11 protein-coding genes are annotated in these 16,165 nt (G+C 43.6%); 5 read left to right on the plus strand and 6 right to left on the minus strand.

Translation table 11 applies throughout. From position 1 onward, the window contains the following. Positions 1-16: 16 nt before the first annotated feature. Positions 17-508 (minus strand): DUF6602 domain-containing protein, encoded by a 492-nt coding sequence (locus tag C9I43_RS16995; protein ID WP_107884720.1) that lies wholly within the window; start codon positions 506-508, stop codon positions 17-19. Positions 509-1,910: 1,402 nt separating this feature from the next. Between C9I43_RS16995 and C9I43_RS17000 the strand changes: the two genes are divergently transcribed. From C9I43_RS17000 to C9I43_RS17015, 4 genes are all read left to right on the plus strand, one after another. Further along, positions 1,911-2,279, plus strand: a complete 369-nt coding sequence (locus tag C9I43_RS17000) for a hypothetical protein (RefSeq protein WP_107884722.1) — start codon at positions 1,911-1,913, stop codon at positions 2,277-2,279. Between the two features lie 392 nt (positions 2,280-2,671). Then, a complete protein-coding gene (locus C9I43_RS17005; RefSeq protein WP_107884724.1) occupies positions 2,672-4,777 on the plus strand; it encodes a protein-disulfide reductase DsbD family protein in 2,106 nt (701 codons plus the stop codon). Positions 4,778-4,943: 166 nt separating this feature from the next. Next, positions 4,944-5,756: a DsbA family protein gene (locus C9I43_RS17010; protein ID WP_181317926.1), complete on the plus strand. Its 813-nt coding sequence runs from the start codon at positions 4,944-4,946 to the stop codon at positions 5,754-5,756. Between the two features lies 1 nt (position 5,757). After that, the gene (locus C9I43_RS17015) at positions 5,758-6,306 is read left to right on the plus strand and encodes a protein disulfide oxidoreductase (protein ID WP_107884728.1); all 549 of its coding nucleotides are present in this window, start codon (positions 5,758-5,760) and stop codon (positions 6,304-6,306) included. Between the two features lie 84 nt (positions 6,307-6,390). Here the strand turns inward: C9I43_RS17015 and cyoE are convergent, their stop codons facing one another. From cyoE to cyoA, 5 genes are read right to left on the minus strand one after another with little or no spacing between them, the layout of a single operon-like run. Then, a complete protein-coding gene (gene cyoE, locus C9I43_RS17020) occupies positions 6,391-7,323 on the minus strand; it encodes a heme o synthase (RefSeq protein ID WP_107884730.1) in 933 nt (310 codons plus the stop codon). 13 nt (positions 7,324-7,336) lie between these two features. After that, positions 7,337-7,666: a cytochrome o ubiquinol oxidase subunit IV gene (cyoD, locus tag C9I43_RS17025; RefSeq protein WP_076497304.1), complete on the minus strand. Its 330-nt coding sequence runs from the start codon at positions 7,664-7,666 to the stop codon at positions 7,337-7,339. Further along, positions 7,666-8,286, minus strand: coding sequence for a cytochrome o ubiquinol oxidase subunit III (gene cyoC / locus C9I43_RS17030; RefSeq protein WP_076497303.1), 621 nt, complete (start codon positions 8,284-8,286; stop codon positions 7,666-7,668). The genes cyoD and cyoC overlap by 1 nt, the downstream gene beginning before the upstream one ends. A gap of 1 nt (position 8,287) precedes the next feature. Continuing rightward, positions 8,288-10,267 carry a cytochrome o ubiquinol oxidase subunit I gene (gene cyoB, locus C9I43_RS17035; protein WP_076497302.1) on the minus strand — a complete coding sequence of 660 codons (1,980 nt, stop codon included), beginning with the start codon at positions 10,265-10,267 and terminating at the stop codon, positions 8,288-8,290. Positions 10,268-10,269: 2 nt separating this feature from the next. Beyond that, positions 10,270-11,340, minus strand: a complete 1,071-nt coding sequence (cyoA, locus tag C9I43_RS17040; RefSeq protein WP_107884732.1) for a ubiquinol oxidase subunit II — start codon at positions 11,338-11,340, stop codon at positions 10,270-10,272. 1,267 nt (positions 11,341-12,607) lie between these two features. Between cyoA and C9I43_RS17055 the strand changes: the two genes are divergently transcribed. Further along, positions 12,608-16,153, plus strand: a complete 3,546-nt coding sequence (locus C9I43_RS17055) for an EAL domain-containing protein (RefSeq protein WP_373455357.1) — start codon at positions 12,608-12,610, stop codon at positions 16,151-16,153. The last annotated feature ends 12 nt before the right edge of the window (positions 16,154-16,165 follow it).

Raw genomic sequence — 16,165 nt, forward strand, 5'->3', positions numbered from 1 at the left:
CAGAAAAACTTGACCATTACAACTCTAATGAGTTGTTGGATAAAGAGTAGGCAAAAACAACACCAAAAGGTTTTGGTCTGGGATAAGTCATACTCATGAATGAATTCGTAGTCTTTGTCACTGATTCATTTGGACATAAAGATTTAACAGATTTTATGTTTTCCAAAGATTTTAATAGTTCTACCTTTGATAATTTTGACTTTACCTCAATGACGCCAAAAACGGACTCAATAGGATATATTTGTACGTTATCATCATAGACTAGAGACATTCCATCAAGTTGATCATAGATGACTAAATCGCTTTGCTTAGATACATTTCTCGTCGGCCCTATTATTTCACCTGTACCTATACCAAATCTCTTTGGGAGGCGACCTGAAAGCAAAAAATCGCGTAAAGCACTTTCACGATAAGTTCCTTTATTTCCTTGGTGATTAATTTCAGAGGATATTTCTAAATCAGTTTGAAGCTTTTGGCTTATCCCTCTAAATACTTTCTTTATGTCCATATTCTACCTTTATAGAAAATCCATGACTGGGCGTATAACTTCTTAGTATTTATGCGCTGTTTGCAGGGCATAAATCGCTTGTTGGACTTGGCCGCTGCCACATCCGTGTAAATGGGCAGGGCGGGATTCAACTTTTTAAATCAAGTAACAAATTCCTCTATCGCTCGGTAAATGTACAATTCGTGAGTAAATAGCACTCAGCTTTACTCTTGGCATGATTACTTTTTATTCTAGTGACAGACGTTTTACGCTAATTGTTCATTTTTTAGGTTAGTTCGCTCTCGCCCTGTGTAAATGGGTATGAATGATGCTATAGGAATTTGCTTTTTTGCGGTAGCGGTTTTTTATACAGTTTGATGGGTAATCACTTGATATCGTTTTAGCTTTCTCATTCTTTTACGCTCACTTTCGACTGATTATTGACTTTGGTTGACAGTATTTTGTCTCCGCATTCAGACTAACACTCGTACCACATTTTCTCATTGACTAGGGTCATTGCGGTTGATAACTAATAAGGCTAGAACTCTGTAGCATTACTAAAATTTGGTCAACATACTGATGCTGAAGTGAGCTAAATGCCATTTGCTAACGAGGAATGGGGCAATTTCGATTTAGAAATTGCAGCGTAACTATGCGATCGCTGCCATTTTAGTATCAAACTTATTGTTCCCCCACAGTTACAGCTGAACAATTCACAGATAGAGAGTCATTAAAGGCCGCTAAAAAATTTGCGCAAGATCTAGGGAAGGATTTAAGAAGATAGGTCGCTAGTAACGAATGCTGGATACTCAATTAAGCAACTTTTCAATACCAATTTTGATTCACTGGTGGCTAAATTAGTAATACTACCAATACTGTTTAGTCCAATTGTCCGTTTGCAAAGGTTTAATAGTCATTTGTAGTAAAATTACATTTTCTCACTTGAGTTATTTTGTAGTTGTTCCTATTTGTCAGACTATGAGTACATTTTATGTCGATGTATGGTTACATGATTTAGCTAAGTAATTGTTTCTGGGTATACTGCTATGTCATAGTTTGGTTTCAGCGACAGCACTTGCGTATAAAAAGTCAGCTTTAATGGCGTAAGATAATAAACACCTATATTCAGACGATAGCCTTCTACTTTATTTATCAATGGATAAGTATTTCATGGCGATTTTTTGGGGTAGTGAGATTAATCATTACTTATTCCAATAATGCGTAAGTAAAAAGTAAACTAGACCGCCAGTTTAGCGATAATACTCAAATAGTTTGCTTGCCGATGAACTATTGTTACAATCCTCCGGTCTTATACTCCGCGAACGTTTGATACCAAGCTGTTTATATTTTTCTAGCAAAAAAGACCAGAGACACTCACATCATTAAGTTATTGACTAAACAAACAGGCAATTTATGGGGCGTAATGGTTTTTACCATACTGACCTTGTTTTGTTTGACGCAAAATAGTGGAATGCTTAAATTGCTACTCAATCCATCGAGTACGCAAGCGATTGCTGGCACCTCTTTTTCGAGCGATACCGCCAAAGGTGTGAATGTTAGTCACCTTTCTAGCGAGGGTGATTTAGCTAAAACTGAGCCTAAAAAATGTGAATTGTCTGAAAAGTCGATCCGCACCTGTATTGATGTACCGAGTTCTATCCCTTTTCTAACGTTATTGTTCCTACTGCCATTACTCCCCCGCGCCTCCCGCGTGATAACCCTGTTGCCTATACAGCGTTATCAAGCCAAACCTCGGCGAATACATCTCACCCATTGCCGCTTTCAAGAATGAAAATAATTTACTTATCAATTTGATAGGTGATTTTTTCAGCGTGAACTTTGTCTGTGGATCGTTAATTATCTCATCAGCTTATTGCTGATAAACAGAACTAAGTCGCGGCTGAACATCAGCTTTATACCTTTATCTCCCTATCAAATTTTTTGAACTACACCTTTTAGCGTATCGCTCCTATTAAGTCGTGAGGACTTAAATAACGAGATCATAGCGTTAGCCTGCACTTCGATGGCTAAAAGATGAGCTAAGGCATAACGTAAATGCACTTTGGAAATACACTCAACGGCGATTCACGCTTAAGTGTTACCTCGGTAGTTATGCTGACGAAATATCAAAGAGATTAATATGCAATTGAATAACTTACAGTTAATGCATACTTTGGGGATAAAATGCACATTCTAAAATTCATCTCAATCCGATTGTGGATGCTGGTTTTGCTCGTGGCGAGTCCGGCGTTATCGGCAGCATCAACCCCATGGTTAGTGAATGAACATCATTTGCCCGTCAAGGTTCGATTTATGCTGACTGGCGCAGTAGATCCAGTATCGAATACTTTGCCTGCGGTACTCGAGGTTCAACTTGAGGGCGATTGGAAAACCTATTGGCGTAGCCCTGGGGAAGGCGGTATTGCCCCGGCGATTAAATGGGATGAGTCCCGTAATCTACAACATGTTGATTGGGCATGGCCTGCACCTGAAGAGTTCTCATTATTAGGGCTACAAACCTTTGGCTATAAAGGTAATACGACCTTTCCATTACTCCTAACTGTTGATGATATTAGCGCGCCAACTCAGCTGCGCGGTAAGGTGACGTTATCGACTTGCACCACCATCTGTGTACTGACTGATTATCAAATTAATCTTGATTTCACCCCTAATGCACTGCAAGCAAATACTGATGCCATGTTGGCTTACAACAAGGCTATATCGCGGGTGCCCCAAAAGGTAGTGGCAGCAGAGGGCGCGCCGCCTGTGATGACATTAGGTTGGGATGCCGCTAAAAGTCAGCTTGAAGTCAGGCTGAATGATACCAACTGGCAGCAGCCCAGCATTATTATTGATGGCGAGCCCGATACTACATTTAAACGAGTGAGCTTAACTAAGAGCGAAACGGCCCTAGAGGGCCAGCAATTAGTCGCTATTTTTAATGGCACGAGTTGGCTAGGTGAGCCAGAAGTATTAGGTAAACCACTCAATGTTACGGTTATTGATGGTGAACGAGCACTCGAATATAGCGCCAAGGTTGAACCTAAGGTGATTACGCAGGAAAACACCTCGATATTCAGCATCATATTGTTGGCGCTTATCGGTGGCTTGATTTTAAATGTAATGCCCTGTGTATTACCGGTACTCGGGATGAAGTTGAGCTCAGTAGTCGCAGCGCCTCATTTACAGCGCAATCAAATCCGCCAACAGTTTATCGCCTCAGCGCTGGGTATTTTAGTCTCATTTTGGCTACTGGCTGGCTTCATCTTAATACTCAAACTCACTGGACAAGCGATTGGCTGGGGCGTGCAGTTCCAAAATCCGTGGTTTATCGGCTTTATGGCGCTTGTGACTACAGTGTTTGCTTTCAATATGTTAGGTGTGTTTGAGATTAACTTACCTTCTAACGTACAAACCAAGCTGGCGACAACCGGCGGCAATAGCAACCGGGGCCACTTTTTACAGGGCATGTTTGCGACTTTGTTGGCAACGCCGTGCAGTGCACCTTTTTTAGGCACCGCAGTGGCATTCGCTTTGGGCGCTGATGTACTGAGTCTGTTGGTTATCTTTACTGCTTTAGCTGTGGGGATGTCGCTGCCTTGGTTAATGGTGGCGGCATTTCCACAAGTGGCGGGTTATTTCCCTAAACCCGGCCGCTGGATGAACATAGTAAAAGTATTTTTCTCCGCCATGTTGTTACTCACCAGTTTGTGGTTAATCAGCCTATTAGCGAGTTTTGTTAATGTGATTTATCTGTGGCCACTCGGTGCTGCCATTGCGCTGATTTTTATGTTCTTTATGGCTAAAAAATACGGCGCTATTGCCATTGTCAGCAGTTTGGGTGTGGGTATTTTATTATCGGCTGTCATCGCGTTTAGCACCTCAAATCAATGGGCAAAACCCTTACCAACAGACCTTACTTGGACGCCACTGGATCAAGCGTTAATTGACCAACAGGTTGCCCAAGGAAAGACTGTATTTGTTGATGTAACTGCAGATTGGTGTATTACCTGTAAGGCCAATAAAGTGGGCGTGATCTTACAAGAACCCGTCTACAGCTTGTTGCAACAGGCACATGTATTACCCATGAAAGGCGATTGGACCACAGCATCGCAGCCTATTACTGATTACCTCCAAAGTCACAATCGTTTCGGCGTGCCCTTTAATATCATCTATGGCCCTAATGCGCCGCAAGGTATTGCATTACCTGAAATTCTATCTAGCCAACGGGTAATTGATGCGCTTAAACAAGCCTCATCTATGCCTAAAGAGGCGACAACTGAACACTAACGCTATTAACACTCGATCTTTTGGTTAATTAACTGAGAGATAGTTAACGACTGGAACGACGCGAGCTCTGGTCCATGACATTGGAAAACCTATCACGAAATCAACGATTCACGTCAAAAATGTAGTTCAAACTGATAAATTAACGCACGAAAATGGAGTCACAAACATGTCGAAATTAAGCACAATTCTTAAGCACCGTAAGCTGCAAATGTTTGCGGTATCGGGTGTAGCAATGGCGATGTTCGTCGTGTCATTACCCTCAATCAGCACTTTTGCCCATGCAGATGCTAGCAGCCTAACCGCTGCACAGCAGCAAGAAGTACGCGCCATGATTAAGGATGCTTTGATCAATGATCCTGAGTTATTGAAAGAAGCCATTATTGCGTTGCAATCACGAGAGCAACAGGGCGCTGATGCCGCGATGCAGACGAGCTTAGTGATGAATCATGAGGCCATGTATGAAACGAAAAGCGATCCATGGAAAGGTGCGGCAACCCCCGAGGTCACTATGGTGTATTTCACCGATTTTAATTGCCCTTATTGTAAAAAAATCGAACCCGCATTGAACCAATTGATTGAAGAATTCCCGCAGTTAAAAGTTATTATCAAAATGGTGCCACTGCAGGGTGAGGCGTCAAAGCTAGCTGTCGACTTTGCTCAAACCGTATGGTTAAACGAACCTGAAAAGTATCTCAAAGTGAAGGACATGTTGATGTCGAGCCCGCGTGGACTGGATGCTGCCGCTATTACCAAAGTCGCTAAACTGACAAAAACGGAGCGTTGGGCTGGTAATACAGACCCACGAGTTGCTCAAATGGTAGATGATAATGTTAACTTAATGAATGAGTTAGGCATAGGCGGCACGCCAAGTATGATAATTGCCGATACGGTTATTCCTGGCTTAGTTCCCTATGAGGTTCTAAAAGAGCAACTAGAAGCCGCGATAGCAGCGCAAGATAAGACTCAGAAGAGTAGTTAAGATGAAGCCAAAGCAAACCGAACAGACGAGCGCCGCACAGGTTTCGATCTCATTGCCTAAGCGCATATGGGATTTTGCCAAACAGTTGCTGTTGTGGCTGATCATTGCCCTTGTGGTGACGAGTGTGATGGACCTTTGGCGTGGTAAAGACATCCCGCGGGATAATTTACCCCCACTACGAGGTATAACCTTAGCGGGCGCCGAAGTCGATATTACCACTCTTAGCCAAGACCAAGCGGTACTGGTGTATTTTTGGGGGACATGGTGCCCAGTGTGTAATTTTGTCAGTCCGGCGGTTAATCAACTGTCTGAACATTATCCCGTGGTAACAGTAGCGATGGGATCGGGTGAAGACGAAAAGCTAAAGAAATACCTTCAGCATCAAGGCTATGATTTTGAAACGATTAACGATAGCGATAATACTATTGCTCGTGATTGGTCATTACAGGCGACGCCAACGATAATGGTCTTTAAAGCGGGAGAACTCCAATACTACACTACAGGCTTTACTAGCTTGCCAGGCATGTGGTGGCGAATGTTGTTTGCCTAAAATGCACTTTTTATCGGTGCTAAATTAATCAATAAAAAAGCGCTAACCTAAGTTAGCGCTTTTTTTAGCAGAATAAACTGAGCTTTACTGAGTTAACGTCAATAATGGTGTTTGGCTGACCACTTGAAAATCTAGCGCCATAGTCACACTGAGCGCTGTAATAGTGATGATTGAAAAACCAAACACTTGGCGAGCCCAGCGGTGCATATCAATACCGTGACGATAACCTTTTAATGCCATAGCAAGCCACCACAGGCTAGTCGCGCAGGTGACCGCCATAAAGGCGATACCAGTGTAACCAGCCAGTGGTAGCAGTGCGCTGACCAAAGCGAACACCGCAATATAAAGTACGATATGCAGTTTTGCCTTAGTCATGCCTTCGGCAACCGGTAATACCGGAATATTTGCAGCGGCATAGTCATTAAAGCGGAAAATCGCGATGGCATAAGAGTGTGGCATTTGCCATAAACTGAACATTAGCAGCAAAATAACTGCGCCCATGTCCATTTGCCCTGTCACGCTGCAATAGCCGACTACGGGCGGTACAGCACCCGAAAAGCTACCAACCAAAGTGCCATATACTGAGTTACGTTTCATGTAGAGGCTATAAACGCACACATAAACAAGGTAACCAATAACGGCAAATAGCAGGGCCAATGCATTGGTAAATATCGCTAAAATACCAAAGCCAATAACGCCTAATATCACACCGAAAATAAACACATTCACTAGTGCAATTTCACCCGTGACGGTCACGCGTTTACAGGTGCGTTGCATTTTGGCGTCGATATCGCGATCAATACAGTTGTTGATAGCGCAGCCAGATGCCACGACCAAAGACAATCCCACTAAGCTTGCTAGCATCAAGACTAGATTTACATCGCCTTTGGCGGCCAATAAAAAACCGCCAGCAACGGAAATCAAATTCCCGAAAATGATGCCAGGTTTAGTAACCTGTACATACCCTTTGAAGCGTGCTTTCCATTGCGGTGACATAAATCTGTCTTGTATATTCATCTGCGGCCTCTCATTACATCATCAAAGTGTTAGCTTCGAGGATGATCCACACCGACAAGCCTACTACCATGACAATAATCAAGGCGGTAAACAGGAAGGAGAAGGTATTAATTTTTCCTTCCTTGGAGAAGTCTAAGTGCAAGAAGTACTTAAGATGTACCACTATCTGCACTATTGCCATCACGAGCACTAAGCTCAGTGTGGTCGATTTCTCGAAGTGGTGGGTCATTACCGCCCAAAATGGAATAGCGGTTAATATCACCGACAGTACAAAACCCATTAAATAAGATTTAATGCTTGCGGCCAGATCGTCTGTCTTATGGCTATCAAGATGTGCGCTCATTACAGTGCTCCCAATAAATACACGACAGTGAATACACAAATCCACACGATATCGAGGAAATGCCAGAACAAACTTAGGCAACTCAAGCGGGTGATGCTGCGAGGACCTAAACCGGTTTTCGCCACTTCAACCATCATGATGACCATCCAAATTAAACCCGCAGTTACATGCAAACCGTGCATGCCGACAAGGGCGAAAAAGGATGATAGGAAAGCACTGCGCTGTGGGCCATTACCGTGTTCAATCAGGTGATGGAATTCATACACTTCCATTCCGATAAACACACAACCAAGTGCAAAGGTGATAACTAACCAAGCTAGTGTCGCGGCTTTGTTATGGCGTTTAGCAAAAATCAGCGCTAGGCCGTAGGTAATACTACTGACTAACAGAGCGGCAGTTTCGATCAACACAAAATCGAGTTCGAAAATGTCTTTACCTGAAACGCCACCATCGGTGTTCATGTAGAGCACCGCATAGGTTGCGAAAACCGAGGCAAACAAAATGCAGTCGGTCATTAAGTAAAGCCAGAAACCAAATAGAGTGTTGCCACTGGTATCGTGGTGTTCATGGTGCTCGTCACTGTGAGCAACATTTAAATCTGCTGGGATTGTAATACTCATATCAGCCCCTTACTACATGGTTTAAGTGAGCATCTTCAATGCGAGCCACTTCATCGGGTTGAACGTAATAGTCGACGTCATTGTTATAAGCACGGAAGAGGAACACGATGAACGCGCCTACTAAGCCCACAATGGCTAACCACAAGATGTGCCAAATCGCAGCAAAGCCCACAGCCGTAATGCCCAGAGCCATTAAGATACCGCTTGGGGTATTTTTAGGCATATGGATAGCTTGGTAATGCTTTGGACGTTGATACGCGGTGCCTTTTTCTTTGGCATCGGTAAAGGCATCAATATCAGCAACCTGTGGCAGCGTAGCGAAATTATAAAATTGTGGTGGTGATGCGGTTGACCATTCTAGGGTGTGGCCATTCCATGGATCGCCCGTAGTATCACGGTTTTGGTCACGATCACGAATACTCACATACAGTTGTACGAACTGTAGAATAATACCCACTAAAATAATGGCAGCGCCCACAGCGGCTAAGTAAATCCAAATGTTCCATGCTGGGTTATCAATGTGGTTGATACGGCGTGTCATACCCATAAAGCCCAGTACGTACAACGGCATAAATGCCACATAGAAACCAATTTGCCAGCACCAGAATGACGCTTTACCTAAACGTTCATTTAAGTGGAAACCTGTCGCTTTAGGGAACCAGAAGGCAAAACCGGCTAAGTAACCAAACACTGCACCACCAATAATCGTGTTATGGAAATGCGCGATTAAGAACAAGCTGTTGTGCAAGACATAATCGGCACCCGGTAAGGCCAATAGCACCCCAGTCATCCCGCCTATGGTAAAGGTCACCATAAAACCTAACGTCCACAATACGGGTACCGTGATACGCAAACGGCCACGGTAGATAGTGAACAACCAGTTAAATAGTTTTACCCCTGTCGGCACAGCAATAACCATAGTCATCACCCCGAAAAAGGCGTTAACGTTGGCGCTTGAGCCCATGGTAAAGAAGTGGTGTAGCCAAACAATAAAACCAAGTACAGAAATAACCCCACTTGCCCACACCATTGAGGTGTAACCAAAGAGTCGTTTTGACGTAAAGGTTGAAATGACTTCTGAAAATATACCAAATGCAGGCAGAACCAAAATGTAAACTTCAGGATGTCCCCACGCCCAAAATAGGTTGATATACATCATGGCGTTACCGCCACCTTCATTGGTGAAAAAGTGGAAATCCATGTAACGGTCAAGAGTCAGTAAGCCAAGTACCGCGGTCAAAATAGGGAACGAAGCAACAATGAGTATGTTTGCCCAAGTACAAGTCCAAGTGAAAATTGGCATTTGCATTAGCTTCATACCTGGAGCGCGCATTTTGAGTACCGTGGCGATAAAGTTCACCCCAGTTAAGGTCGTCCCTATACCCGATATTTGCAGTGCCCAAATATAATAATCGACCCCAACTCCCGGACTATAAGCCAGCTCTGAGAGTGGTGGATAAGCAACCCAACCAGTTTTAGCGAATTCGCCTAATCCTAATGAAATATTGATCAGCACAGCACCCGAAGCGGTAAGCCAGAAACTGAGATTATTCAAGAAAGGGAAGGCAACGTCGCGGGCACCAATTTGTAGCGGTACCACTAAGTTCATTAGACCGATCATAAATGGCATAGCCATAAAGATAATCATAATCACGCCGTGGGCAGTGAAGATTTGGTCGTAATGTTCAGGCGGCAGATAACCAGCTGCGCCGTTGGTTGCGAGTGCTTGCTGGGTACGCATCATAATGGCATCTGAGAAGCCACGGATAAGCATCACCATCGCAAGTATGATGTACATGATACCAAGGCGTTTATGGTCAACTGAAGTTAACCAGTCGTTCCAAAGTACGCTCCATTTCTTATATTTAGTGATCAAGGCTGCGATGAACAGGCCTGCGATCGCGACGACCGCGAGGGTCACCATGATGATTGGCTCGTGATACGGGATCGCATCTAAGCTTAATTTACCTAAAAATGACATGATTACTCCGCCTCCACTTTTTGGGTGGATGAGTGCTCTAATGATAAAGGTTCAGTAGATGAATCCTTTGTTAATGACGGTGCAGAATGTGTTGAGCTATCCATGTCGGCCATGTTCTGTGTATTTTCCATCGCGTGCTCGCCAGCCATATGCGCCATATCGTGCTCAGTGCCCGTATGTTCCATACCTGCGTGCATGTCCATTTTTTTGTGACCTTTCATGTCTTGATGTGAGTCCATGTGCATGTATTGCATCACGATTTGATCAAACATCCCTTTGCTCACTGAACCAAAGTATTCCACCGGGTTGTATTCGCTTGGTTTAGCCAGAGCTGCATAAGATACTGAGTCTAATGTGTGCTTCTGTTGTTTTAATTTCGCAATCCACGCATCGAAGTCGGCAGGTGTTTGAGTGGCAATCGCTTTAAATTTCATGCCTGCAAAACCTGCACCGCTGTAGTTCGCTGAAATACCATCGAAGGTACCTGGCTCGTTGGCGATCAAATGCAATTTAGTGGTCATGCCCGCCATAGAGTAAATCTGGCTGCCTAGCTGTGGGATGAAGAAGGAGTTCATTGCAGTGTCTGAGGTGATCTTAAAGTTCACCGGAACATTAGCTGGGAATGCTAGTTCGTTAACGGATGCAACACCTTGTTCTGGATAGATGAATAACCATTTCCAGTCCATTGAAACGACTTCAACCGTAATAGGTTTAGCCTCGTGGACGAGTGGTTTATAGGGGTCAAGATCATGGGTTGAACGCCAAGTGATCACGCCGAGTATAATCACAATCACAATAGGTACTATCCACACCACGGTTTCAATTGCCGTTGAATGTGCCCATTTAGGCGCATAAATCTCTTGGTCGCGACTGTCGCGGTATTTCCATGCGAAGTACAAGGTCATGAAAATAACAGGAATAACCACAATTAACATGAGTAGGGTGGCGACGACGATCAGGTGCTTTTCATCGATACCGATTTGACCCTTAGGGTCCAATACTCCGCCGTCACAACCCGCAAGCATGAGCACTAATGCTGCGGATGCTGCTTTACTTAATTTTCGAATTAACAAAGGACGATTCCTCTAACCCTAAGGTTTACAACTCTGCCAAAAAAGCACTGGCAGTTGCATTCAGTGGTGTTATCTACAAGAAGATCCGAAAAAACCAGAGGCAAAATACAGTAATGTTTTGCCGCCTCGAGCAATACGAGGGTCTACTTTTAGCACTAAATGCTTAATTTTATTTTATAAACAAAGGATTAAAATGGTGGGGCGCGACAACCGTGGGCTGTTTGTTCGAGGTATTTTAGCCTTGGAGGAGCTAAAAAAAGTGAAGCGTTAGTTAGATCTATATTATTGATAGATTTGCAGTTGCTATCGATCAAATACCATAACTGCTGAATAATAAGCGGATTAAGTAATAATAAGCTGAGCAGGCTAGCACCAACAAAATCGGTCAAAAAGCCGTCGTTTAGACAAATTAGTCCACTGACATCGATGCTGCTACCCATCAACATGCATAAAACCTCAGCGACAGGCAGCACAAACAATAACCCGAATAATAGGGTTAAGTTTGTCACGCTAAAATGAGAGAACCTAATTATCAGGCTCAATCTTTCAGCAATGAATTGGCTTATAGCTAATTTCAATGAGTGGGTCCGGCTGAACAGGAAAGGGGGAGTTAGTTGGCTGAGCAAAAAATATTCAGCATGCAACTTTTTTGTGCGACAGAGGATACCAATAAGCGGCTATTGAATGAAAGCGGTTCTCTTGTCTAAACTGGCTTAAACATTAAAAAAACCCTAATAAAAACATAGTTAATCATATAAAATAACTAATTTAACCATTATTTAACTGACCTATGTCTCATAAACTAAAGATGTGTGATGATGGTGGTACATCTATTTTGGCTAAAGTTGACTTGCTGCGCGCCTTGCTTGTTAGGTGATCACGCTGCTTTAAGTGTCAGTTGAATAGTCATAACGTTGCGAGTCGATCTCGAATATCGATCCTCGAGTATCAATCATAGTGTTACTTGGGCTTTGTCTGCCAATAGTGAGTGTGTTTAACGTAAGCATGTGCGGTGAAAAAACATACAGAGGCATGCCATGAGATTTAAATCACTTTGCTTATGTACATTAGGCTATGTGACTATATTACTTTGTGATCATTTCAACGTTAATATGAGGTTGAGATTAAACCTGTCAGTAGTGCATGATGCTCTACTCTATTAAATATCACTAATGTGAAGGGACCAACTATAAAGTCATTTATCCCATACATTACGGTAAATTTTTTCATTGCCGTCGCTTATTTAGTGGTTGGGAAGCTAGGCTTGATGATTGCTTTGCCGCCTGGATATTCGGCTGCCATTTGGCCTGCTGCAGGCATTGGCATTGCTGCTTGCCTCCTTTGGAAACCCTATGCACCTTGGATTGGCATATTCATAGGGTCAATGTTGATTAATTCTCATCTGGGTGGATATCTACATTGGAGCTGGTTGGCATTATCTATCTCAATGGGCTCGTGTATACAGGCAGTGCTCTCTGCCCATGTTCTTAGGCGCATAGATCCTTTATTCACTTTAGATAATCCTCGTGTTGTCCTTAAATCTAGCTTGAGCGTAGCGTTAACGTGTTCAATAGCGGCGATTATTGGTAACAGTTCATTGCTTTTCAGTGGTGCGATTGAGCGCTCAGATATGTGGGGCAATTTAGTTTACTGGTGGACGGGAGACCTGTTGGGTGCAGTGATTTTTATTCCGTTAACCATGCTGCTGTTTGATAAACGGGCTATTTGGCGCTCACGCCGCCTGCAAACTGGAATGTCTTTATTGGTCGGTTTTTTATTGTGCGTCGGAGTTTATTACTATGCACAGCTGAATCAGCGTCACGAGTTACAGGATAAGTTTCAGATCCAATCTAATGCGGTTATTAATAATGTTCAAAGCTTACAAACCGCGAGCCTTCAGCAAGTTATTGCATTAGCTAGTTTATTTGATAATAGCGAGCAAGTGTCTTTAAATGAGTTTACCCAGTTTGGTAAACGCAACATGGCGCCAAAGGATGAATTTAGAGTCTGGTCTTGGCTACCGTTAGTTACTGCGTCCGAGCAGAAAAATTTTGAGGCATTAACGAGTGCGGCCATTGGCAGAGCTTACAAAGTGAGCCGTCCAGAAGGTTGGCAAGCTAATAGCGATGGATGGTTAGTGCCAACCATGTATGTTCAGCCTCTGGCGGGTAATGAGGCCGCATTAGGAGTCGACCTGAATAGTGAGCCAATACGCGCCGCCGCTATTGCTAAAGCGCGCTTAACCTTAGCTCCAGTGATGACGGCCAAAGTTCAATTAATGCAAGAACCCGACGGTCCAGGTGGTGCGTTAATCCTTGTGCCTACATTGGATAAATTAGGCGAGGTTTCGGGTTTTTGCTCTGCTGTCATCGACTTTAAAAAAGTCATTAACGATGTCGAAATAATAAAGGAAATTGAGTGGAAACTGACCGATGTGAGTGACGGTGGTGCGTTGCTTTATCGTAGCACTCCAATGCTTTTCCCTGAGTTTACTGGGTCGCTGTTCAGTGATAGAACTGGGCAATATTTTCAAGCCGACCTCATGCTCGCTGATCGCCATTGGCATATCGTGATTTATCAATCTTATGCAGCATTGATGGGTGATGATTTTAGCTTACCGATACTGGTGTTATTACTCGCTTTTATTGCCTGTGCTGTGGTGGGCGGTATGACACTGGTTTCTTCTGGTGAACGTCAGCGTATTGCAGATACCGTGACCGAAAAAACGATGGCATTATCCAAAGAGATTGCCCGCAGTCAGGCATTTCAAAGCACACTGGTTGAAAGTGAACAAAGGTATCGTAGCCTGTTTGATAAGGCTCCCGTTGGGCATGCTCTCAAGCGTGTTGACGATGGTCAATTTGTGGCAATAAACCAAGCTTTTAGTGATATCACTGGCTACACCCTTGCTGAGTTAAATCAGCTCGAGCCTTGGGAGTTGACGCCGCTGCGCTATCAATTAAGTGAAAACGAGCAACTAACACGCTTAAAGCAGACTGATCGTTATGGCCCTTACCAGAAACACTATCGCCACAAAAATGGTCAACTGATTGCCGTACGTTTGAATGGCACTTTAGTGACTGCGGCAAATGGTGAGCAACAAATTCTCTTTATTGTGGAGGATATTACCGAGCAAGAGCACACCGCCGCACGATTACATCTGCTGGCACAGGTATTTCAGCAAAGCGGTGAAGGCATTAGCATCACAGATGCCAACGATATTATCGTCGACGTAAACACATCTTTTACTCAAATTACCGGTTACACACGTGAGGAAATTATCGGTAAAAATTGTCGTGATTTAGAGGCACAACGCACTGACAAAACGATTGATGCCCAAGTACGTGTCGCCCTTGAACAAACGGGTTTTTGGCAGGGCGAGGTGTGGGATAGGCATAAACAAGGTTATGATTTTCCTAAATGGTTAATGATATCAGTGGTGCGGGATGAATCGGGTGCAGTCAGCCACTATATTGGCTGCTTTACCGATATCAGTGCGCGAAAAATCACTGAGGAACAGATCCATTTTCTAGCTCATCATGATTCGTTAACCCTGTTGCCTAATCGACTCAGTTTGCAGCTGCGCCTCGAAGAAGTGTTTCGAGAAGCATTAATATCGCAGAGCCAAATAGCGGTGATGTTTATCGACATGGATCATTTTAAGAATATTAATGACACCTTAGGTCACCATATGGGCGATCAGTTGTTATTAGAGGTTGCTCGACGTTTAAAAAGTACCGTAGGTGAGCACGATATTGTGGCGCGTTTTGGTGGTGATGAGTTTGTGGTGGTGTTGTCTGACACACATCATGATGAAGTCGCTAATTTAGCTGAAGCGTTACGTTGTGGTTTGAGCCAAACCTATATTATTGATAATCAGGCACTACATTCATCACCGAGTATTGGGATAAGCTCGTTTCCCGCCGATGGTGATAGTGTTGAAGCCTTAATGAAAAATGCCGATATGGCCATGTACCGTGCTAAAGCAGCTGGCCGCAACAACTATCAATTTTTTACAGCAGCAATGAATACCTCTGTCACTGAGCGTCAACATATTGAAACCGGGTTGAGGCAAGCATTAGCGAATAATGAATTGCTACTGCATTATCAGCCGCAAATGGATATTCATAGCAGCCAAGTAGTGAGTGTTGAAGCGCTGATACGTTGGCAGCATCCAGAGCTTGGTTTAGTCGCTCCAGACCGTTTTATCCCCATCGCCGAAGAAATTGATATGATTATTCCTATTGGACAATGGGTGTTAGAAACGGCTATGGCGCAGCTTGCGGATTGGCGTGCGGCAGGCGCCACTAAATTGCGAATGGCAGTCAATTTATCAGCACATCAATTACGAAAAGACACGATTGTCAGTGATATCACCAATGTATTGCTGAAACATAATCTGGGTAAAGGGGCGTTGGAGCTCGAAATTACTGAGAGTGTGGCAATGCAACATCCTGAGCAAAATGCGCGCTTATTAGCTGAACTACGTCAGTATGGTATTGAGCTTGCTATCGATGATTTTGGTACTGGTTATTCGTCATTATCCTATTTGAAGCTTTTACCCCTAGACAGGCTGAAACTTGATCGCTCTTTTGTGAAGGATATTGAGCACGATCCTAACGATGCGGCCATCAGTGCGGCCACGATTTCTATGTCCCATGAGCTTGGCTTGACGGTCGTCGCTGAAGGCGTTGAGAACGAGGTACAACTGGTATTATTGTCGGGTATGGGTTGTGATTTAGCACAAGGGTTTTATTTCTCTAAACCCTTAGTGGCAGAGGAGTGTTTCCGTTTTATTCAGCGCTATTTATAACGACTATTAATG

Origin of the sequence: Shewanella morhuae (assembly GCF_003028295.1) — a bacterium.
Classification (GTDB): domain Bacteria; phylum Pseudomonadota; class Gammaproteobacteria; order Enterobacterales; family Shewanellaceae; genus Shewanella; species Shewanella morhuae.

Bases quoted from the DNA above. Each gene is read 5' to 3' on its own strand.
- C9I43_RS16995 (WP_107884720.1), bottom strand. From the start codon at position 508: ATGGACATAAAGAAAGTATTTAGAGGGATAAGCCAAAAGCTTCAAACT.
- C9I43_RS17000 (WP_107884722.1), top strand. From the start codon at position 1,911: ATGGTTTTTACCATACTGACCTTGTTTTGTTTGACGCAAAATAGTGGA.
- C9I43_RS17005 (WP_107884724.1), top strand. From the start codon at position 2,672: ATGCACATTCTAAAATTCATCTCAATCCGATTGTGGATGCTGGTTTTG.
- C9I43_RS17010 (WP_181317926.1), top strand. From the start codon at position 4,944: ATGTCGAAATTAAGCACAATTCTTAAGCACCGTAAGCTGCAAATGTTT.
- C9I43_RS17015 (WP_107884728.1), top strand. From the start codon at position 5,758: ATGAAGCCAAAGCAAACCGAACAGACGAGCGCCGCACAGGTTTCGATC.
- cyoE (WP_107884730.1), bottom strand. From the start codon at position 7,323: ATGAATATACAAGACAGATTTATGTCACCGCAATGGAAAGCACGCTTC.
- cyoD (WP_076497304.1), bottom strand. From the start codon at position 7,666: ATGAGCGCACATCTTGATAGCCATAAGACAGACGATCTGGCCGCAAGC.
- cyoC (WP_076497303.1), bottom strand. From the start codon at position 8,286: ATGAGTATTACAATCCCAGCAGATTTAAATGTTGCTCACAGTGACGAG.
- cyoB (WP_076497302.1), bottom strand. From the start codon at position 10,267: ATGTCATTTTTAGGTAAATTAAGCTTAGATGCGATCCCGTATCACGAG.
- C9I43_RS17055 (WP_373455357.1), top strand. From the start codon at position 12,608: ATGATTGCTTTGCCGCCTGGATATTCGGCTGCCATTTGGCCTGCTGCA.